This window comes from Oceanobacter mangrovi (assembly GCF_019740315.1).
Taxonomy (GTDB): domain Bacteria; phylum Pseudomonadota; class Gammaproteobacteria; order Pseudomonadales; family Oceanobacteraceae; genus Oceanobacter; species Oceanobacter mangrovi.
The window spans coordinates 315,686-337,903 of record NZ_JAHXZR010000001.1 but is presented as its reverse complement, the minus strand read 5'-3'; the positions used below and the strand labels follow the sequence as shown (position 1 = coordinate 337,903).

The 22,218-nt window shown below is 55.7% G+C and carries 14 protein-coding genes; 7 read left to right on the top strand and 7 right to left on the bottom strand.

Features of this window, described 5'->3' with window-relative positions:
* Positions 1–25 precede the first annotated feature (25 nt).
* Positions 26–1,096, bottom strand: coding sequence for an alkene reductase (locus tag K6123_RS01430; protein ID WP_221793416.1), 1,071 nt, complete (start codon positions 1,094–1,096; stop codon positions 26–28).
* Positions 1,097–1,318: 222 nt separating this feature from the next.
* Here K6123_RS01430 and K6123_RS01425 point away from each other — a divergent pair, with 222 nt between their 5' ends.
* Positions 1,319–1,873: a gamma carbonic anhydrase family protein gene (locus K6123_RS01425; protein ID WP_221793414.1), complete on the top strand. Its 555-nt coding sequence runs from the start codon at positions 1,319–1,321 to the stop codon at positions 1,871–1,873.
* 202 nt (positions 1,874–2,075) lie between these two features.
* Positions 2,076–2,729, top strand: a complete 654-nt coding sequence (locus tag K6123_RS01420) for an LON peptidase substrate-binding domain-containing protein (RefSeq protein WP_221793412.1) — start codon at positions 2,076–2,078, stop codon at positions 2,727–2,729.
* A 72-nt stretch (positions 2,730–2,801) separates the two neighbouring features.
* Here K6123_RS01420 and K6123_RS01415 read toward each other — a convergent pair whose 3' ends face one another.
* Positions 2,802–3,662 carry a cation efflux transmembrane domain-containing protein gene (locus tag K6123_RS01415; protein ID WP_221793410.1) on the bottom strand — a complete coding sequence of 287 codons (861 nt, stop codon included), beginning with the start codon at positions 3,660–3,662 and terminating at the stop codon, positions 2,802–2,804.
* 209 nt (positions 3,663–3,871) lie between these two features.
* Between K6123_RS01415 and K6123_RS01410 the strand changes: the two genes are divergently transcribed.
* The gene (locus K6123_RS01410; RefSeq protein ID WP_221793408.1) at positions 3,872–4,342 is read left to right on the top strand and encodes a MerR family transcriptional regulator; all 471 of its coding nucleotides are present in this window, start codon (positions 3,872–3,874) and stop codon (positions 4,340–4,342) included.
* Positions 4,343–4,497: 155 nt separating this feature from the next.
* On the opposite strand, the gene K6123_RS01405 is transcribed toward K6123_RS01410, so the two are convergent.
* Both K6123_RS01405 and K6123_RS01400 read right to left on the bottom strand, forming a co-directional pair.
* Positions 4,498–5,124 (bottom strand): glutathione S-transferase family protein, encoded by a 627-nt coding sequence (locus K6123_RS01405; protein WP_221793406.1) that lies wholly within the window; start codon positions 5,122–5,124, stop codon positions 4,498–4,500.
* A 207-nt stretch (positions 5,125–5,331) separates the two neighbouring features.
* Entirely contained in the window at positions 5,332–6,303 is a 972-nt protein-coding gene (locus tag K6123_RS01400) for a hypothetical protein (RefSeq protein WP_221793404.1), read from the bottom strand.
* A 188-nt stretch (positions 6,304–6,491) separates the two neighbouring features.
* On the opposite strand from K6123_RS01400, the gene K6123_RS01395 reads away from it, so the two are divergent.
* The 3 genes from K6123_RS01395 to K6123_RS01385 all read left to right on the top strand — a co-directional run bounded on the left by K6123_RS01395 (position 6,492) and on the right by K6123_RS01385 (position 8,832).
* Positions 6,492–6,851, top strand: coding sequence for a hypothetical protein (locus K6123_RS01395; protein ID WP_221793403.1), 360 nt, complete (start codon positions 6,492–6,494; stop codon positions 6,849–6,851).
* A 20-nt stretch (positions 6,852–6,871) separates the two neighbouring features.
* Complete coding sequence (locus K6123_RS01390; RefSeq protein ID WP_221793401.1) at positions 6,872–7,558, top strand: helix-turn-helix transcriptional regulator; 687 nt, start codon at positions 6,872–6,874, stop codon at positions 7,556–7,558.
* Positions 7,559–7,695: 137 nt separating this feature from the next.
* Positions 7,696–8,832, top strand: a complete 1,137-nt coding sequence (locus K6123_RS01385) for a Fic family protein (protein WP_221793399.1) — start codon at positions 7,696–7,698, stop codon at positions 8,830–8,832.
* A gap of 6 nt (positions 8,833–8,838) precedes the next feature.
* Here K6123_RS01385 and K6123_RS01380 read toward each other — a convergent pair whose 3' ends face one another.
* Together K6123_RS01380 and K6123_RS01375 are read right to left on the bottom strand one after the other, a co-directional pair.
* Complete coding sequence (locus K6123_RS01380; protein ID WP_221793397.1) at positions 8,839–9,612, bottom strand: HNH endonuclease; 774 nt, start codon at positions 9,610–9,612, stop codon at positions 8,839–8,841.
* Between the two features lie 60 nt (positions 9,613–9,672).
* Positions 9,673–9,957 carry a hypothetical protein gene (locus tag K6123_RS01375; protein ID WP_221793395.1) on the bottom strand — a complete coding sequence of 95 codons (285 nt, stop codon included), beginning with the start codon at positions 9,955–9,957 and terminating at the stop codon, positions 9,673–9,675.
* A gap of 294 nt (positions 9,958–10,251) precedes the next feature.
* Here K6123_RS01375 and K6123_RS01370 point away from each other — a divergent pair, with 294 nt between their 5' ends.
* Positions 10,252–11,832: a response regulator gene (locus K6123_RS01370; protein ID WP_221793393.1), complete on the top strand. Its 1,581-nt coding sequence runs from the start codon at positions 10,252–10,254 to the stop codon at positions 11,830–11,832.
* A gap of 163 nt (positions 11,833–11,995) precedes the next feature.
* Here the strand turns inward: K6123_RS01370 and K6123_RS01365 are convergent, their stop codons facing one another.
* The gene (locus K6123_RS01365) at positions 11,996–22,177 is read right to left on the bottom strand and encodes a tandem-95 repeat protein (RefSeq protein WP_221793391.1); all 10,182 of its coding nucleotides are present in this window, start codon (positions 22,175–22,177) and stop codon (positions 11,996–11,998) included.
* Positions 22,178–22,218: the final 41 nt, after the last annotated feature.

Below are 22,218 nucleotides of genomic sequence, written 5' to 3'. Positions count from 1 at the left end.
AGACAATCCTGTTACCGGGCAGTTATCACGCCATAAACGGATAGTCGGTATAACCGACGGCGCCCGGGGTGTAGAAGGTATCTGGATTAGGAGTATTCAGCTCAGCACCGGCTTTCACTCGTGCCGGGAAGTCCGGGTTGGCCAGTATGGCGGTGCCAAAGGCAACGGAATCCACTTTGCCAGCGTCAATATCTGCAGCAGCTTCCGCAGCGCTGTAACCCATATTCACCATCAGGTGACCCTGATAATCAGCCCGAACCGGGGTCAGCACATCAGCGGATTGCAAGCCCATAAAATCGGTACGCATCACGTGCAGATAGGCCAGTTGGTAGCGATTCAGTGCTTTGGCCAGCCAGCTGATCCAGGCTACCGGATCGGCAGTTTTCATGCTCTGGAAGCTGTTCAATGGCGACAGTCGCAAGCCGACTCGACCGGCACCGATTTCAGCAGTCACGGCGTCCAGCACTTCAAACAGGAAACGGGCCCGATTTTCAATCGGGCCGCCGTATTCGTCGGTACGCTGGTTGGCGCTTTCGCGCAGGAATTCGTCGATCAGGTAGCCGTTGGCGCCGTGCACTTCAACGCCGTCGAAGCCCGCCTTGATGGCATTGGCGGCTCCTTGGCGGAAGTCATCAACGATGGCAGCGATTTCGGCCTTGGTCAGCTCGCGCGGCACACTGTAAGGCTGTTTGCCTTCCGGTGTATGGGTTTCGCCTTCGATAGCGATGGCGCTGGCCGACACCGCTTCCTTGCCACCATTGAATGATGGGTGGGCAGCCCGGCCACCGTGCCAGATCTGCATAAAGATCTTGCCACCTTTGGCGTGTACGGCATCAGTGACCTGCTTCCAGGCTTCTACCTGCTCGTCTGAATAGATACCCGGGTCATCGCCGAAGGTGGAAGTATCCGGAGTGACCATAGTGCATTCGGTAATCACCAGACCCGCACTGGCGCGCTGACTGTAGTATTCCGCCATCAGTGCGTTGGCCAGATGGCCTGGTGCACGGCAGCGGGTCAATGGTGCCATCACAAAACGGTTGGCCAACTCAACGTCGCCAACAGCAACCGGGCTAAACAGGGAATCCAGATTCGACATGATCGTCCTCCAGTGGAATGGGTGGTAGTCTATGAACAGAGTCACTATATGGGTCTGAGACTGACGTTTTCATTCACAGTTTGGGTAACAGTGCGTTCAGCTGGCGGCCAAAATGATTTTTGTCAGGCTGTCGATTCCGCTCCGCGGCCACCACTTGCGTCTTGTCTGCCATAGCGGCACAGTGCGGGCAAAATAACCGCCAGTCGCAAAAGGAGACAGCTGATGAGCAAGAGTATACGAGCCTACCAGAATCACACCCCAAAACTGGGCGAACGGGTATTTGTGGATATCTCTGCCGTGGTGATTGGCGATGTTGAACTGGGCGACGACAGCTCGGTGTGGCCGCTGGCGGTGATTCGTGGCGACATGCACCAGATCCGCATTGGTGCCCGCACCAGCGTGCAGGACGGTGCCGTGCTGCATATCACCCACGCCTCAGACTACAACCCGGGCGGTTATCCGCTGATCATCGGCGACGATGTCACCATCGGCCACCAGGCCATGCTGCACGGTTGCACCATTGGCAGCCGGGTCCTGATCGGCATGAAGTCGATGATCATGGACGGTGCTGTGGTTGAGGACGAAGTGATCGTTGGTGCCGGAGCCACTGTAACCCCGGGCAAGGTGTTGAAAAGCGGTTTTGTTTACATGGGCTCGCCCGCCAAGCCGGTGCGTGAAATCACCGACAAAGAGCGCAGTTTCTTCACTTATGGCGCAGGTAATTATGTGCGTTTGAAAGACAAGCACATCGCCGAAGGCTACGACCGGGAAGATTGATTCGCGGTGAATGTGGGTTGTCCAGGCATGCCTGGACCCTACGCATGGATTACGTTGTACCCGGCACCGTTCGTAGGGTCACGACATGTCGTGACAAATATCCTGTCCAATATGGCCTGCAGCATGATACCGAAGCGCCCCTTGGCAGCGCCGCTGCTGGCTCGTTATAGTGTTGCCTCCACTCACGGCCACGGAGACCCACATGACGACCGAAATCTGCATGTTCCCCATCCCTGAGTGTGTCACCTTCCCCGGCACCGTTTTTCCCCTCCACGTATTTGAGCCGCGCTATCGGCAGATGATCCAGCATTGCCTGGATACCAACGCGCTGGTCGCCATTTGCCATACCGAAAAAGTCGTCAGCCTCGGTAAACCCAACGACAATCTAAAAGAAGCGCTGAAATCAAATCAGGCCACCTACAAGCCCTACCCGGTGTTTTCCGCTGGCCTATGTGAGTTGATCGAAACCACGCCGGACGGTCGACTGTATCTGAACGTGCATATCGAACAACGCTTCAAGGCGGTTGCAGAAAAGCAGACGCTGCCGTTTATGGTTTACGAGTGTGAGCCATTCGAAGATCGCCCGGCGACCGATGACGAAACAGAGCTGGCGGCCCAGCTGATGGAAAAGATTCTGGTGCGGCTGCAAGCGCTGGCGCAGAACGAACCAGCCATGCAGCAAACCTTTGCGCCAGCACGCTGGCAGGACAAAACGCCACAACAATTCAGCTTTGAATTATTTGGCTCGCTGTCGTTTGGTGCCGAGAATCAGCAACAACTGCTGGAAATGGACTCAGCCGCCGAGCGACTGGCCTTTGTACTGGAAATGCTTAATCAGATCGAACATCCGGCCTAGAGCGGGAATGCAGGCATCCTGCCTTCATAACAGCCTGGATGCGGGCGAGACGCCCGCGCTTCGTGTCAGAAGTTAATGCTTACCGCCGCCGCAACACGACGACTCCGCTTTAACCTCAACAGCTTCGGTTTTTGCTGCACCACCACAACAGGAAGATGCTGACTTAACCTCAACAGACTCCGCCTTGTCAGCACCACCACAACAGCTGGAAACCGGCGCGGCCACTGCTTCGGCGGCGACAGTGCCACAACAGGAGCTGGCAGCAGGTTTGGCAAGCTCAGGCGCTGGCGTGCTGCAACTGCTATCGCTACCACAACAGCTAATCGAAACTTCTTCACCGGTTGCCAGGCTATGACGGGCTTCGCGAATAATCCGCAGCGCCGAACGAATCACGATAATCGCCACCAGTGTCGCGATAATCCAGTCCGGCCACGGCGAGTTCAGCGCCGTCACCAGACCCGCCGCCACCAACACACCGACGTTGGCGATCATATCGTTACGGGAACAGATCCAGCTGGAACGCAGGTTGATATCGCCACTGCGTGACTTCCACAGCAGACCAAAACAAGCCGCGTTCACAATCAACGCCAGCACCGCAATCACCCCCATGGTTTCCGCTGCCGGAATCTCGTTCTGGGTAATCCGCCAAACCACGTACAGCAACACCCCGATCCCCAGCGCCAGCTGGAACGAGCCGTTCATCAGCGCGGCGCGGGCCTTTTCGGTATTCCCTCGGCCGACAGCATAAAGACTCATGCCGTACACCAGCGCATCCGCCAGCATATCAAGCGAGTCGGCCATCAGACCGCTGGAACGGGCCAGCCAACCGACACCAAACTCCACCACAAACATCGCGGCGTTCAACAACAACACCGTCCATAACAAGGTTTTCTGGCTTTGATCTGTGGCCGATGGCCCACAACAACCGGACATAGCGCCCTCCTCTCAGGCGAACCTGTTCAATAATTAACGCCATGCTAAACCTTCGAGTAACTTTAAGGTCAAGTATGAGTCTGTGTGATTCACACACAATCATCAGGCCTGAGCGCTGACTATTTTTAACGTCATGCGATTCACAAATCCGGCTGATGTTTATAAGGTCTGGATCGATGTCCGTTGCGTTTTAATTTTGGGGAGTCGCCATGAAAATCCGCCAGCTGGCCGAGCGTACCGGCCTGCCCAGCCAAACCATTCGCTATTACGAGGATATTGGCCTGCTCCCGGCAGCCAAGCGTGGTGAAAACGGCTACCGCAGTTATGCCGAGCACGACGTTGAGCGGCTGATTTTTATTCGCCGCTGCAAGGCGCTGCACATTCCGTTGGCCGATATGAAACGGCTGGTGGCGCTGAAGTCTGACCAGGCAGCACCGTGTGGCGAAGTCGATCGCATTATTCGCAACCAGCTGGTTGAAGTGCAGCACCGCCTCGACGAATTACGCCAGCTCGAACACACCTTACAGGCGTTAGCCAACAGCTGTCACAACGACACCATTTCGAGCTGCGAAATATTGCAGCGGCTGGGTACGGTGGAAACAGCTTGTGCGTCGGATGACCCCTGTAGCGAGGCTGGCAATCAGCAATGTAGGAGCGAATTTATTCGCGATAATGACTGACACCACGCCGTCAGGCGCAACGCGTAATACACCAAATCGGCTCGGTGTAATACGCCTGCGGCTATTACACCCTACGAAGCTGTAGCTAGATAAACGAGCGCAGCGAGTGCCATCTAAAACAGCACTGTGCATCGGATGGCGCAAGCTTATCCGACCTACACCCGATAGCCTTCCTCAGCCAATACCTGCTTCACCAGCGGCCGCTGGATCATTGCCTGATAATGCGCCTGACAGGCGTCTGGCAAGTTCATACCCAACCGCACCGCCCAGAATTCGTTGTAAAACAGCGCCGCATCCACCACTGAAAAACGCTCATACACCCACTTGCCCGGCGTGGCTTGCAGCCATTTGGCGACCTGATGAAAACCGTTCATCACCAGCGTACGGCCCTGCCGTTCAATCGCCTCGCGATCATCTTCGCGCAGCATATAACGGTCGGTAGTGAACAGCCGGGTGAAGCCATGTCCATGCATGTGATTCACCAGATAATTCAGGCGGTCGAGTGCCACGGCCTGAGCGTCCAGGCCTTCCGGCAGCAAACCTTTCTTTGGATACTTTTGCCCCAGCCACCAGGCAATCGCTACAAAATCCGTTAACGCGGTGCCGTCGTCCAGCACCAGAGCTGGAATCGTGCCCTTCGGATTAATCGCCAGATATTCCGGCTTTTGGCCATCGCCCGCTGGCAAATTCAGCACATGAGCCGCAAACACCAGCTCCAGCTCTTCCATCAGAATATGAATACCCGTCGAGCAGGAGCCCGGGGTCATGTAGAAGGTCATCATCGGCGTGTCTTCCTCACACAGCTAACTCAAACCCAGGCTGTTGCAACCCTGAAGCCAATTTTCGTGGCCTTGAAAAGACAAGCAAGCCTTTGATTTATCGAATGTTTCAATCACCACAGACTTGTGCAGGATCACACAAGCGACGGCCCAAAACCGGCGCTTGTGATCTTTCGCCCCTGTCGCTGGGCAACATTCGTTAACCAGCCTTCAGGGCAGTCTGGCTTGCCAGCTCGGCGGCAAGCGCTGCACCAGCTGACGCCGCGCGGCATGCCACCAGGCCGACAACAACAGCAAGGCAGAGCCCATCACCACCCCCACCAGCGCCGCACCGATCTCGATACCGGTATCGTCCAGCAGCTGATTCAGCGCGTAGATCACATACCCCAGCGACGACACCATAAAAGCCCGGCGGTCGATCACCAGCGACAGCACCACTAACACCAGATAGGCAACAATCACAAACAGTGCCTGCGACGAACTGGCACCGTCGTCAAAGAATCCCACCCCCAGAAACAGCGGATGCACAATCAGTGGTGCCGCCAGCAAATGCAGCCAGAAGGCGACATCCGCCCGATGCGTCAGCCGTTGGCGGTCGGATAGATCCCACCACATCGCCAGCATGAATACCGCCAGACCGGCCACCAGAAACAGCAGCCACTGAGTGTCTTCTGGCCAGACTTTCATGCCCAGCCCGATCAGATACAACATCAGCGTCGCAGTGCCCGCCGCCACCGTAATCGGCACCCGGAAACGCCACCAGTGCAGCCCAACCAGCAAGGCCAACACCAACAGCGGCCACACCGACATATCGTCACCAAGGGAATGCTCGCCATAGCCGAGGCCAAACACCGCGCCGCCTGCAAAACTCAGTAACAAGGCAATCGCAGGCAAGGCCATACGCCGCTTGCGCACAAAAAACTCCGCCAGCCCCCATGACAACAGCGCCACCAGCCAACCACCGGCAACCGTGTCTGACACCAGCCAGAAGGCCGACACCAGCAGCACCATGCAGGCGATCACCACAAACACATCATTAAAGCCCGACAACAGCCGGAAATTTTCCTCGTCCACCGACGGGCTCGCGCGCCGCTGCTCGACCATAGCGCGGAATCGCTCCACCGCCTGCTGATTAAAAATGCCCTGCTGAACCGCCGTGTTCAGCTCTTCATCCGTGTACATAAACGCCGTTCCTCTGAAGCTGTTCTCTGAAATCTGCCCATCACATCAGCCCACGATGGTACTGACACTGCAGCGTAAATTCAGCCGATCACTACTGACATTGGCTGTCAGGATCACTCCGCCATAGTGCTGTTGCGTTAGCCATCCGCTACGACCAACGATTGCAAACAACCAAAAGGAAACAAGACATGGAAAACCAGCAGCACAACTTCCACAGCCGCTACAGCCGCCCGCACAACGTGCTCGAACAGGTACGCTTTCGACTCGCCGAGGGTATCGACAGCCTCGATTTTCTGGCTGCCAACGAGCCAGTACAGGCATGGCTGCGCCAGCAGCCAGGCTTCCTTTATCGAACCCTCTGCCAAAACCCAGACAGTGGCGAATGGATTGATCTGGCCTACTGGGCCGACGCAGAGACTGCCACTGCCACCAACAGCCAATTCATGCAGCAGGATGCCAATCGCGAATGGGTTAGCATGATCGATCATGGCAGTATGCAGATGCAGCACAGCGAAGTGCTGTTTGCAGAAGCAGGCACGCCAGCCTGACAGGCTTGATGAGGTAACCGATGCATAAATCCGAACGGCTGTTTCAGCTCACCAACCTGCTGCGCGGCCGTCGGACTGCCATTACCGCCAAACAGCTGGCTGAACGGCTGGGCGTTAGTGAGCGCACCATCTATCGGGATATCCAGACCCTCGAGTTATCCGGCATCCCGATTGATGGCGAGGCCGGAGTCGGTTATCGCATCCGCTACGACTTTGAACTGCCGCCACTGATGTTCGACCGCGAAGAAATACTGGCGCTGGTGCTCGGCAGCCGGATGGTGAAATCCTGGGCCGACCCGCTGCTGGCCAGCGCCGCCGAACGCTCACTGGCCAAAATCAACGCCATCCTCCCGGCTGAACTGAAAACCCTCGCCGACCAGCAAAGCCTGCTGGTACCCGACTTCCGCGACCCCAAACTACCAGAAACCATTCGGCTGTTGCGGATCGCCATCGAACAACAACGCCAGATCCGGCTGCAATACACTCGCGCCGATGGCGAAATATCACAACGCACCATCGACCCGCTGGGACAGGTTTATTGGGGCGGCAAATGGACCGTGATTGGCTGGTGCCATAAACGCCAGGACTACCGCCAATTCCGGCTTGATCGTATCCAGACTCTGGAGCTACTCGACGCTGTATTCGAAACCAGCAACAGCCACTCGCTGGCGCACTTTCTGAGCCTGATTGAAAAGCCGGAGCCGTAAGGCATGGAAAATCCGTAAGGCCTGGGTAGATCAGTATGATCTGTGGTGGCGTGAGCCGAATAACCAGCTTATTCGGCTTGAATTATGAGCCGAATAGAAGCAATAATCGGCTCACTGAACAAAAAACGAGCAAGCCGATGTCTGAGACCTGGATCTGGCAACAACCTGACTGGCCGAATTTCGACTGGGATAAAAGCCTGATCGAACCCCGCTTGCGCCAGCTCAGACAACATCTGGGCATTCTGATCGGCCATAGCCAGTCCAATCTGGCAGACCAGCAAGAACGAACGCTGGATACCCTGCTGGGCAACATTCTGGCGTCTTCAGCCATCGAAAATGAAATACTGGACGCCCGTTCGGTACGTTCATCACTGGCCAACAAACTGGGCATGGATAGCAACCAGCCGTACCCGGTATCGGATCGTTCCGAAGGCATCGCCCAACTCATGCTCGACGCCATTGAAAACAGTCACGAAACCGTGACCGTAAAACGACTGTGCACATGGCACCACTGGCTGTTCCCGCAAACCGAAGCGCTGTTGTTATCCCGGCCGATCCTCGTTGGCCAACTGCGAGGCTCGGAACCGATGCAAGTGGTTTCCGGACGACTCGACAAGCCGACCGTGCATTACGAAGCCCCACCACGTGACATTCTGGAGCAGCAGCTGGACAGCTTTCTGCATTGGTTCCAGCAAAGCCTGACTGACCCGCTACTTGACCCATTGCTGCGAGCAGCCATCACCCACTTATGGTTTGTAACCCTGCACCCGTTCGATGATGGTAATGGCCGCATCACCCGCGCCCTCACCGATATGGCACTGGCACAAGCGGACCACCAAAGTATTCGCCTGTACGCCATGTCAGCCGCCATCCTTGAACGCCGCCAAAGCTACTACGACATACTTGAAAGCACCCAGCGCGGTGACATGGATATCACTCCATGGCTGCTGTGGTTCTTCGACACACTGGAACAAACCCTTGATCAGGCACTGGAAAGCATCGACCGGACCCTGAACAAACGCCGCTTCTGGATGAAATTCCACGACGCCGGGCTGAGCCCCGAGCAAATCAAGGTACTCAACCGGCTATTGGACGGAGGGGAAAAGGGATTCGAGGATGGAATCAGCTCCAGCCAATACCAGAAAGTGGCCAAGGTGAGCAAAGCCACCGCCACCCGACACCTTGCCGACTTGCTCAGCAAGGGGTGTATAGAGAAGTTGCCGGGTGGTGGGCGGAGTACCAGGTATCGGGTTACAGATTCCTACATTAGCTAAACCTGTTCAACCAACAAAAATATGCTCGCGGTGATAAGCCAAAAACTCACTATCAGGCCAGAATTTGCCCGGCTTCTGAATCGTTTTTCCTTCATAAGCAAGCAGCGCTGTTTTGAGGAAATCGTTATCCGAATGCTGTAGTTGAGAAGATATTTGCACCGTTAAATCGTCATCTAAACAGATCAGACCACGATCAAATGCTTTGTCGTGCAAGACTGATAAACACAGTCCGTTGCGGGGGTTTTTACGCTGATTAGTTTCGGCACTCCAAGGCACAATATGGCTAGCGACAAGTAGCTGAGGAATAGCAACGCCACTGATACAACATTGGCCACCATAAGCACTTATCACCGCATTACGAAAAGCTCTTTGCCCAACTCGTCTTTTAGCTTTGGTAATAACGTCTTCCCCGGAATAGTCCTGATCGTTGGGATTAGGATCACCCTCTTCTTCGTCCTGCTTTACGCCAGTTTCAAAAAATCCATGGGCTTTCTGTATTTCATCAGCAAACGTATCCCAGTCGTTGGTCATTTCAACCCACATGGCTTTATCTGCCGCTGATGAACTCGCGAGTCCACTACGTCCCGATGCTATAAAGGTTGGGTCAACGCTGGCGATATTTGAAAGTTTCATCGCCAGAGCAGACGGCGTTCTGCCAATTTTCGCAGCGAAGAAATTAATTTCTGGGTTACTGGTATGAAAGCGTCCGAAGGGGATTCGACAATACAGATCGTATGCGATTAGGAGTTGTTGACGGGTCCATCCGTTTGACTTTGCCATATTACTCACAGCTCAAAACAATACTGAAATGGTAATCCACAAATTGATTTACGCTAACCCTCAATCCTCATCAACCACCTCAACCACACCTACCGCCTCAGTCCTGGTGACGACGTAACCGACTGCTTTAACGGTGGTGAAGCCGCTTTGCAGCACGCTGCTGCCGTCGTTGTTGGCGACCAGGGTCCAGACCTGTTCCGGGGTTTCTTGCATAAAGGTCATCACGCGATGGTGTTCTGAACCGTCCATGCCGAGCAGGAAGCCATGAAATCCGGCCTGTTCGTCGAAGGGGTTGGTCATGGGGCAGTATTCTTCGATGAATTCGGCAACGGTGATGGTTTGCATGGTGGTCTCCTGCGTGAGGGTTGGGCGATGAAGCATTTATCAACGAGACCTTACGCGAAATTATGCGCGGCGTCCGGTTTCTGTCGTGTTGAATTTTCCATTTAATCAACAGCCTATATATGACACATTTATAGCTTCCAGGGGCTGTCATTCCTGTCTGGTGGTTTGTTCCGTTGAACCTGCAGTCCTGATCAGGGCCAGATGACAGGAACATGGGAAGTTTGTTGGCAAGGTGTGCCTTGCCTCTACGATGGAGCTTCATTTCATTCGTCTCAACAGACACAGGACAGGGATATGTCGGATTCACAAACAGATCTGCAAAGCCGCCTGTTTTGGGGGCTTTGGCACAATTCGCCAGACAATATGTTTATCCTGCGGGTGCAGCCGGATGACTATTATGTGATGGGTACCAATCAGTCGCTGGCGGATACGGTTGAGCAGTCCATCCCGGATATGAACGGCAAGCCGCTGCGCAGTATTCTGACGCCGGAATTTCGCGATTTTGTGGTACCCAATTACGACCGCTGCGTGAAGCTGAACAAACCCATTCAGTATGAAGAGGAAGATACCTTTTCCTGCCCGGGGATTACCCGTTACTGGAGCACCATGCTGTCTCCTATTGGCGGCGCGGATGGCAAGGTGGCGTATATTTTCGGGATTTCTCGCAATGTCACCGAGCTGAAGCGGGCGCAACGTCAGGCCCAGCAAGCGGCGATGGAGGCCGACAAGGCCAACCGGGTTAAAACCGCGTTTCTGGCCAATATGAGTCATGAACTCCGTACACCGTTAAACGGTATCCGTTCTGCTGCTGAATTGCTGATCGATAATCCCTCCGCAGAGGAACGTAATGAGCTGTGCCGGCTGATTGGTTCGGCAACGGAAGCAATGACGCGTCTGACCAGTGATGTGCTGGACTATGCCCGGCTTGATTCCGGTGTTTTACGAATGGAATCAAAGCAGTTTTCAGTGCAGAACCTGTTTGCTGACGTGCAGCAAATACTGCAGATCCAGGCCCGCGACAAGGGGCTGGATCTGCGCTGCGAGCTGGATAAAACCTTGCCACCCTTGTTGCGTGGAGATCCCGGCAGGATCAAGCAGGTGTTGCTGAATCTGGCCAGCAATGCGGTCAAGTTTACAGATGTCGGAACGGTACGACTGAGCTTGCAGGCGGGCCCTCGTGAAGGTTCCGTACAAACCTTGCTTGGTGAGGTAGCCGATAGCGGTATTGGCATTAGGCGAGCCGATCAGGCCCGTTTATTCCAGGCTTTCAGCCAGCTCGATGATTCTACCACCCGGCCGTATCAAGGCACCGGGCTGGGTCTGGCGATCAGTAAGGATCTGGTCGAAAACATGGGCGGCCATATCCATGTCGAAAGTGAATTTGGCAAAGGTTCCTGTTTTCGTTTCCAGGTGCGCTGTGAAGTACCAGAGCAACAGCCATCATTCCTGGTTCGCTCACCGGAAGTACGCCCGGATCAGCGCAGCCTGAAGGGCCTGAAAGTGCTGTTGGTTGAGGATAACTACATCAATCAGAAGGTCTCTACCCGGCTGCTTGAGCGCGAAGGTATGCGGGTGACTCCAGCGATTAATGGCCAGGTAGCGTTACAGCTGTGTCAGCAGCAGTGCTTTGATCTGGTGCTGATGGACTGGCATATGCCAGCAATGGATGGTTTGCAGGCCACCCGGGAAATTCGGCAGCTGTCGCTGCGCTGGCAGCAAATTCCGATCATTGCGCTGACGGCCAATGCGATGGAGTCGGATCGACGGATTTGTCTGGATGCGGGAATGGATGATGTGATCACCAAACCGATGGACAGCGCTGAGTTGTTTCAGGTTATTCGTCGGCTGGTGTTCAAGGTCGGTAACGGTCGTTAGGTTTTATTCGCGTGGGTTGCATGGCCCGCGCTGTATGGAGCCCGGAATGACGTGGCAGGGCCGGTTTCTGGCAAGGCATGCCTTGCCCCTACAACGCCGCATGGATTCCGGGGCAAGCCCGGAATGACGTGGAGGGGCCAGCTGGCCTACAGTGCATCAGAACTCAGAATCCTGCGCCAAAACGCAGCGACCAGATATCCAGTTGCTGGCCATCAAACATCAGCCGTTTGAGGCCGCCATCCAGTCTGTAACGATCACTCAGCTGGAAGTTCAGACCCAGACCCAGCAAGGGTGCAAAGCCTCCTTCAAAGCTGGCATTCAGCTCACTGCGACTGCTTTCAACCTGGCCATGCCAATAATACACGCCAATGGTTGCTGCCAGTCGGAGGTTGTCCGTCAGTGGTGCCAGCGGAATCGGATTCAGAAACACCTGATTGAGCATAAAGCCGTCGCCACCGACCGGATGATAACGACGCAGTTGTTGCTTCAGCTCCGCCGGATTAACCGTGCCGTCGAGGCTGGTGTCGGCATCACCCATATCGAGATAACTGAATTCAGCAGCAAAGCCCGGCATATATTCATAACCAATACCGAGATTGAGTACTCCACGGCTGGTGTCGTAGTTGGTGATTTCGACGTCCTGACCGCTGTCTTGCAGACGGGTCTGTAATTCACCTTTGCTGAGGCTGCTGTGCGCCTGGCCGATGCCTATGAATACGTAGCGGTTGTCAGAGAAGTCCGAGGCCTGGGTTTGGAGTGAGGTCACAGACATCGCCGCAGTAGCTAACGCGCCGCCACAGACCAGAGCCAGGTTGTGCAGGCATTTTTCAGGCGAGCGGCTTGCTCGCTCTGTATGCAGGCAGGCCGCCTGTGCTCCCAGATGCACTCCCGGAGATCGAGGGGAACGGCGCGCTTTACGCGCCGCTCCTGCAAGACCCAGCAGGCCAATCAGCGACAGCCAGCCCATCGCGCCACCGCTGCTTTGGGCAGAGTTATCAACACCATTCAGTTCCTGTTTATCGGCATCCAGAATGGAGACGGAACCCGGATCTTCAATTGAGCGGTTAGCCATTCCATCCGCATCGTTCGGACCACCATCTTCAATGGTGACCTGTACACAGTGGTAGCCTTCGGTCAGACCTTCTTCCCAGCTGTCGCCACCCGGAGGCGGACAATAGCCCGGTGTACCTGCTGCCGAGTGCAGTTTGTTGTTGTCATCAACCACAAAGTTACTCCAATGTCCGTTCATGTATTTGCGGTAGGCAGCATTGGCTGGAATCGCACTGACTTGCGGGAACACAACCTGCACAACCTGCCCTGCAGTTGCCAGTTCATGAATCTCAAAGTCGAATACACCACCCTCAGACTGATAACTTGGATCACTGATCAACTCATCCAGACTATCCATTTCACTGTCATACAAACGAGTGCCGCCACCACTGCCGAGCAGTGCAAAACGGCCCAGACGACAACGAACACCCGGATCACATTCCACCAGATAGCCATCGGTTTGATCAGCCAGTTCTGGTAATACATTCATGCGATTAATGTTGTCGAGGTAATCAGGAATACCGTCATGGTCACTGTCGCCAGTGCCTTCGGTTGCGTCATCCGTTCCGTCGCCATCACTGTCGTTACTGGCGAGCAGCTCTGGCAGCGTCGCAACCACACTGAAGTACAGATCCTGGGTAGTGGCGGCCAGCGCGCTGTCCATCACGCGCAGCTGCACGTGATAGAGACCATCAGAGAGGCCAGCAGGATCAAATACCAAAGTGCTGTCTGTGCTGCTGCCGTCGGTGTCAACCAGCGCAGTGTCTGTGCCGCTCCAGCGATAGCTGTGGCTATCACCACTGTTCGGATCGATCACCGTTGCGGTAATCGTCGCCATCCCTTCATCACGGGCAATCAGGCTGGTGCTGACGCCGGACTGGGTGAGGTTCAGATCAATGGAGGGTGCCACATTACCTTCGATGATCATCACCGTGATGCTGGTGTCTTCTGCCACCCCGGAATTGATGTCGTAATAATCCGGGTTGGCTGGCGCATAACCGCCTGCCAGATCATCCGCGTTGGTGGTGGCGTCATTGAGGCTAATAACCAGGGTTTCATCACCTTCGGTGATGTTGTCAGCAACCAGAGGTACGCTCAGACTGACTTCCATCTCACCCTCGTTGAAGACAACACTGCCGTCCACCAGGTCATAGTCATCGCTGCTGGCCGTACTGCTGCTGTCGATCATGTAAGGCACTTCGAACGGGTAATCCGGCGCCTGACCGTTCAGCTCGAGTCGAATGACTGCTGTTGAACCTTCAACACCAACGATATTGCTGCTGAAAGACACCAGCGGACGGATCCTCAGAGTCTGCTCAGCGGTTCCTTCGTTACCCTTATTGTCGCTGGCACGCCAGGTTACGGTGTATTTACCCGGAGCCAGATAACCGGTACCCGTGCCCAGCATGTCATGGCTGGCGACACAACAGTCACTGCCATCCACGTTATCCACCGCCAAACTGGTATCGGTAGCACCTTGTAGCAGCATGCTGGTGGTCACTTCGGTGAACAGACCAGTGGCGTCGATGGTCAGGTCGGCCGGAGCCGTCAGCACCGGCGCGGTTTCGTCGAAGTAGTCATCGGCATCGGTTGGATCGGTGCCGTCCGCTTCTTCGTCAGCATTGCTGATGGTGTCGCCGTCGGCGTCTTCCAACGCATCACTGTCGTCGTACGGATCGAAGCCATATTGCTCTTCGTAGTCGTTCGACATGCCATCGTTGTCAATATCCGGGTCTTCGCTGTCTGGAATACCGTCGGTATCGAAGTCACCAATCACGGTCAGTGTGAAGGCTGCCAGAGAGCTGCTGTTATTCACCGTCGCACCGTCGTCAACGGTGATGACAATGTTGCTGTAGTCCCCTTCATCGCCGACGGCCGGGTTTGCGGTCACCGCACCTGTGCTGCTGTCGATGCTCATCCAGTCCGGCTGGCCACTGAGGCTGAAGGTGAAGCTGCTGCTGTCGACGTCAGTAACGGTCGGCGTAAAGCTGAAGGTCGCGCCTTCCAGTACGCTGCTGGCTGGCGTGCCCGAGATTACTGGCGCGTCGTTAACCGCGTTGATGGTGATGGTCACGCTGGCAGTGTCGGAAGTACCGGCTTCGTTATCAGAAATCTGATAGCTGAAGCTGTCGCTGCCGTAATAATTCTCTGCTGGCGTATAGCTCAAGGTACCGTCGCCGTTGTCGATCAGGCTGCCGTTGGTCACATCAGTGATCAGCGTCACGCTGGTCAGATCCAGGCTGCCGTCGATATCACTGTCGTTGGCAGCGACGTCGATCAGCAATTCGGTGTCTTCATCGGTGGCGACGCTGTCGTCGTTGGCCAGCGGTGCATCGTTGACCGCTGTAATGGTCAGGGTGACGGTTGCCGTGTTGGACCACTCACCCAGATCATCCATAACCCGGTAGCTAAAGCTGTCGCTGCCGTTGAAGTCTGCTGTTGGCGTGTAGCTGATACTGCTGTCCGCGTTGACGGTCACAGTGCCATCAGTTGGACCAGTTACGATTGCAACGCCATTGATTGTGCCATCGACGTCAGTGTCATTACCCAGCGCGTTGATGTTGTGAGTGGTATCTTCCAGCAAGGTTACCGTGTCATCGTTAGCCACCGGCGCGTCGTTCACGGAGGTGATGGTCAGGCTGACGGTGGCGATGTTGGACGTGGCGTCTTCGTTGTCTTTCACCACGTAAGTGAAGCTGTCACTGCCGTTGTAGTCGGCGGTTGGGCTGTAGGTGATTTCGCCCGTAGAGTTATCCACAGCCACAGTGCCGTGAGTCGGATCGGCAATGATCGTAACCTGGCTAACATCCAGGGTGCCGTCGACATCACTGTCGTTTGCCAATACGTCGATCACTACGTCAGTGTCTTCGTCGGTAGTTGAACTGTCGTTAGCTGCGACCGGTGCATCGTTAACCCCACTGATGTTAATGATCAGGGTGGCGACGTTGGAGGTCGCGCCGTTCTGGTCATCAATCTGGTAGGTCAGGCTGTCGGAGCCGTTGAAGTCGGCGTCCGGGTTATAGAGGATTTCCCCACTCACCACCGAGGCAGTACCGTGCGCTGGCTGACTAACAATCGTCAGAGTCGCGGTATCGACACTGTCACCGCTATCCACGTCCGTGTCGTTGTCGGCAACATCAACGGTAACGTCTGTGTCTTCATCGGTCTCAACCGTATCGGAAACAGCCACCGGAGCATCGTTCACTGAATTAATCGTCACAGAGACCGTAACATCACCGGTATTACCCGTGTAGATATCGTCTACCGCGTAGGTGAAGGTATCAGTGCCGTTGTAATCCGTCGCTGGCGTATAGGTGATCACACCATTGGCGGTGTTCACACTGGTTGAGCCATGAGATGGCGCATTGGTCACGGTAACGCTGGCGGCGTTCAGCGCTGAGTCTGAATCCGAGTCGTTAGCCAGTACGTCGATGGCAACCGCGTTGTCTTCATCCGTGGTAGCGCTGTCAGCAGTGCCGACCGGTGCGTTATTAGCCACGGTGAAGTTCAGGCCGCTGCTGTCGCTAATGCCAGCCCAGGCATTACCCAGGCTGTCAGTAACGACACCAGCATCTGCGAGCAAGTAATAACTGTGAGTCGGCGTAAAGTCAGCGCTTGGCGTGACTGTCAGTACCATGCCCGCCAGAGATACCTGAGCAGAACCCACTGCCAGTGACTCCACCAGGGTATCGCCGTCGGCATCATAAATGGACAGCTGGCCAGAGCCGACTACCACAGTTTCGGAGAAAGTCAGCGCGATCAGGCTGTCATATTGCACCGAGCTGGCATCGTCTGCGGGTACTGAGCTGCTAACCGTTGGCGCAGTACCATCGTAGGTCAGGCTGAACGCGGTTGCTGCTGTGTTGGCCGTGCCGCCAGTATCCGTTGCAACACCGGCCGCAATATTAACGGTCACTGCACCATCGGCGGCCGGGGTGATATCAGCCGTGAAGGTGATGTTGTCGCTGCTGGCCAGATTGCTGGCAGTACCGTTGGTAACACTGATGTCTGTCGCCGCAAAACCGCTGACGGCTTCACTGAAGGTGATGGTCACCGCAAATGGCGAGCTGGCAGTCGGATCAGTTTCGGAACTGCTGATGGCGACCGTTGGGGCAGTCGCGTCATAGGTGATGCTGAACTGGCTGGCAGCCGTGTTGCTGTTACCTGTGCCATCCGTGGCCACGCCGGCATTCACATCCAGAGTCACCGTACCATCTGCGGTTGGGCTAACAGTCACGGTATAAACACTGCTACTGGTAGCAGCAAAGTTACTCAGGCTGGCGTTGCTGGCGCTGATATCGGTAACCGTAAAGCCAGTGACGTCTTCACTGAAGGTTACGGTCGCGGTGAACGCCGCATTGGTGGTGCCGCTGGCAGCTGAAGTAATCACAACGGTTGGTGCGGTAGCGTCATAAGTGATGCTGAATTGGCTGGCAGCCGTATTGCCGTTACCGGCACTGTCGGTTGCCACAGCTGCATTCACATCCAGCGTCACCGAGCCATCGGACAGCGGCGAAATTGTCGCTGTATACACACTGGTGCTGGTCGCAGAGAAGTTACTCAGGCTGGCATTAACCGCTGAGATATCCGCCACCGTAAAGCCGGTAACGGCCTCGCTGAAGGTGAAGGTCGCTGTGAAAGCGGCGTTGGCCGGATCGCTGACGGTCGAGCTGATCACCACCGATGGTGCGGCGGTATCAATGGTAAAGGCTGTCATGGCCAGCGCAGAGCTGCTGTTGCCCGCACTGTCGGTCACGGTCAATGCACAAGTGGTGTAAGAACCATCCGCAAGCGCACTGCTGTTATCCGACGCTGTCAGGGTGATGGTGTGATTCCCCGCGGCAGAGAGCGTTGTGGAACTTGAGGTACCACAGCTACCGGTGATCGCCAGAGTACCCACTTCAGAGGTACTGAAGGTGTAGGACGGCGTGTTGTCGTTACCTGGTGTGGTTACTGCCGTCACCTCAGCCAGCACAGGTCCTGTACTGTCCAGCGTTGCCGTATCCGTCACGGCAGTTGCGGCGTTGCCTGCAGTGTCCGTCACAGTGACAGAGAGAGTCAGCGTGCCATCGCTCAAGCCAGACAGATCCAAACTGCTAATCTGATCGGTCGCCGTTGCCAGCGTGCCAGAGCCGGTAACATTGGTGCCACCACCGCTGGAGCTGATGCTGTAGCTGTAGGAGGCCCCCACTTCGCCACCCGCAAAGGTAAAGCTGACAGAGCTGGCTTCGGAATCATTGATTGAACTGTCATCGAAGCTGACGCTATGACCCGTCGGTGCAGTGGTATCCAGCGTTGCGGTATCCGTCACGGCGGTTGCGGCGTTGCCTGCGGTGTCAGTGAGCACTACAGACAATGTCAGAGTGCCATCACCCAAGCCGGACAAATCCAGGCTGCTGATTTGATCAGTGGCGGTGCTCAGCGTGCCGGAACCCGTCACATTAGTGCCGCCGCCGTCAGACGAGATGGTGTAGCTGTAGGAAGCGCCCACTTCGCCTCCGGTAAAAGTAAAGCCAACGGTGCTGCTTTCAGAAGCATTGATTGGGCTGTCATCAAAGCTGACGCTGTGGCCGGACGGCGCTGTGGTGTCCAGCGTTGCGGTATCTGTGACTGCAGTCGCGGCGTTGCCTGCGGTGTCAGTCAGAACGACAGACAAAGTCAGTGTGCCATCACCCAGGCCAGACAAATCCAGGCTGCTGATTTGATCCGTGGCGGTGCTCAGCGTGCCCGAACCCGTCACATTAGTGCCGCCGCCGTCAGACGAAATGGTGTAGCTGTAGGAAGCGCCCACTTCGCCACCTGCAAAGGTAAAGTCAACAGAGCTGGCTTCGGAATCATTGATTGAACTGTCATCGAAGCTGACGCTATGACCTGTCGGTGCAGTGGTGTCCAGCGTTGCCGTATTCGTCACAGCCGTCGCAGCATTGCCTGCGGTGTCAGTGAGCACCACAGACAATGTCAGTGTGCCATCACCCAGGCCGGACAAATCCAGGCTGCTGATTTGATCAGTGGCGGTGCTCAGTGTGCCGGAGCCGGTGACATTGGTGCCGCCGCCGTCAGACGAGATGGTGTAGCTGTAGGACGCGCCCACTTCGCCACCTGCAAAGGTAAAGTCGACAGAGCTGGCTTCGGAATCATTGATCGAGCTGTCATTGAAGCTGACGCTATGACCTGTCGGTGCTGTAGTGTCCAGCGTTGCGGTATCCGTCACCGCGGTTGCGGCGTTGCCTGCGGTGTCAGTCAGAACCACGGACAGAGTCAGCGTGCCATCGCCAAGGCCAGATACATCCAAACTGGAGATTTGGTCCGTTGCGGTCACCAGTGTGCCGGAGCCGGTGACATTGGTGCCGCCACCGTCAGACGAAATGGTGTAGCTGTAGCTCGCCGTCGCTTCAGCGCTGGCAAAGGTAAAGCTGACAGTGCTGCTTTCAGAAGCATTGATGGCACTGTCATCGAAGCTGACGCTATGGCCGGATGGTGTGCTGGTATCTGCACTGGCGTTACTGGTATCTGCCGTGGTGGTGGTGTTACCGGCGTTATCCGTCGCGGTAGCGGCAATATTCAGGTTATCACCGTTGGCCGAACCGGCGGTCAGCGTATAGGTTGCTGTCCAGCTACCGGAACTGTTGCTGGCAGCAACTGCGCTACCACCACCAAAGGCTGAGAAATCAACTGTCAGGCTGGCAATGTTGTCGCTGTTGTTGTCACCAGTGCCGGTGTTATTCCAGCTGGCAGTGATGGTATCGCCCGTGATAAAGACGCCGCTGTTGCCACTGGCACCCGAGATGCTCAAGGCACCATCGGTCAACGTGGGGGCGATGTTATCCGCTGTAGCGCTGGTGGTATCAGGCGTTGTTTTGGTATTGCCCGCGTTATCCGTGGCAGTCAGCGAGACATTCAGGTTGGTACCGTCGATAGCACCTGCTGTGATGGTGTAGGTCGCCGTCCAGCTACCGGCGCTATTGCTGGCAGAGACCGCACTACCGCCACCAAAGGCAGAAAAGTCCACGGTCGCAGAGCTGATGGTATCACTGTTGTTATCGCCGCTGGCGGTGTTGTCCCAGCTGGCGGTAACAGTATCGCCGATTTTGTATGCACCACTGGTTCCAGAGGCCCCCGAAATACTCAGGTTGGCATCCGTCACGGTTGGAGCGATGTTATCAACGGTGGCGTTGCTGGTATCTGCGGTGGTGGTTGAGCCGGTGCTGTTAGTGGCGGTGACCGAGACATTGCGATTGCTGCTGTCGATCGCACCACTGGTGATGGTGTAGGTCGCCGTCCAGGTTTCCGAGCTGTTGCTGGCACTGACGGCAGCGCCACCACCAAACTGGCTGAAATCAACCGTAACAGCGGTGATGCCTGAATTGTTATCACCGCTGGCAGTGTTATCCCACACGGCAGTCACGGTATCGCCGACTTTAAAGGCGCCGCCGCTGCCACTGGCCCCGGAGATACTGATGTTGGCATCGGTAACGGCTGGAACATTGGTGGCGGTCAGTTGGCTACTGGTGGCTGCACTCAGGGCACCCGAACTGGCTTGCAGGTTGAAAGTCTCACTGCCAGAGCCGGAGGCTGTATAGGTCAGCACCAGTCCGCTAAAGGTCGCCACGCCCGAGCTGGGGGTCAGGGTCACGGTCGTATTGGTGCCATCGCCATCGCCGGTGCCTGTTATGGTTGCCGAACCGGCACCATTCACTTCTGCCAGCACAATGTCCGTACTGTAACCGGTATCCAGTGTGTTATTGGCATCCAATGCCTGTACCACAGGAACTGTGCTAAATGCTGTGGCGACACCACTGGCGACGGTTGTCGGTGCCGGTTGGGTCGTGAAGGCGAGCTGGGTGGCAACGACGTCGGAGGTGACAGAATTGGCGTCGACAGTACTCAGGTCTGAGCCGGTGCCATCTTCATCATCGGCGGTCAGGGTAAAGGCTTGCTGGTCAGCCGTAGCGGTATAAACCACATCGGTAAAGGTCGATACACCACTGATCGCGTTCAGCGATGTTATACCGGAAAGGCTGCCTGCGCTGGCTTCTGTCAAAGTGACCGCTTCCGTGAAATCAACGTCGGTATTGCCAAAGGCATCCTGCGCCGTCACAACGGGTTGCGTCGTCAGTGCTGAACCTGAAGTAGAACCTGCTGGTTGAGTGGTGAAGGCCAGCTGTGTGGCTGTCACATCAATGGTGGTGCCGGTGCCGTTGGTTATCGGAGAGGTCGAGGCGAACGTGGTGCCCGAGCCCACCGTAATGTCGGTATCACCGTCAATACTGAGAATATAGGTGTGATCTTCTGTCAGATTACTGGTGTCGTTGTAATGGCCCCAGATATAGAACACCGTTCCCGACCCGTTACTCATCGTCAGGCCAAGATCGCTGAAGGTCACTGTGTCTGTGCTGGCATCATAGGTGCCAGTATTGGTCGTCAGTCCATAACCAGAAAGGCGCCAGGTGACCTGGCTACGTTCTGCATCGGTACTGGTACCGGAAACGTGCATGACAATGTCAGTAGGCTTCAGAGTCTCGCCATCTGTCCCATCGTCATAGAGCATGAAATCCATCAATCGTGTGGACTCACCCTGAGTATCAATCGTTGTCGCCAGACCAACAGGCTCAGAAACCGCACCGTTAGCGTACATATAGGCGGATGCCGTGGCTGAGGAAGGAGCGTCTCCCTGTACGACTTTGAAATACAAATCCAGGGTGGGTTGCGAGCCGCCGTTGTAATACAGCTGACCACCCGAATAGATATCCGAAGGTGTCGAGCCATAGGTGTACCAGACGGAAATACAGGTTGCTGGCGTGATCTTGAATGAGTAGGTATTGCCCGCGGTAATATTAACCTGGGTCGTCAGGGGATAACTTGAAAAGCTGTAGTCCGTATAGCTATTGGCATCGCTGTTGGAAGGCACGCCAATGTTATCAGACGCTAACACCGTGCCGGTCAGGTTGGCACTATCGTACACCGTCACGGTACATTCACCGGATACGCCAGCAGGCGATACCGAATTTCCTGCTACCAGTTCAATGCTGCTCAGTACGCCAGTCTTGGTAGCAGTGAAGGATTGGCCGAATACACCGCCACCAAAACCCTCATAGTTATCCGTCAAATCGCCGTTGTCACTGACGATAGTGACGTCCGCAGCCTGTGCCAGGGGGCTAAAACCCACACAGCCTGCCAACATCAGTGACAGCAAGTCGAGTCTGGCAAGCCGTTTTCCCAACGGCACTCGCGCTGTTTCGACAGTTTTCTGACGACTACCAATCTCTCGCCATAAGGCACTCAATGATGCTGACATAAAGGATCCCTGTCGAAACCGCGGTATAAAGCGTTATAAAT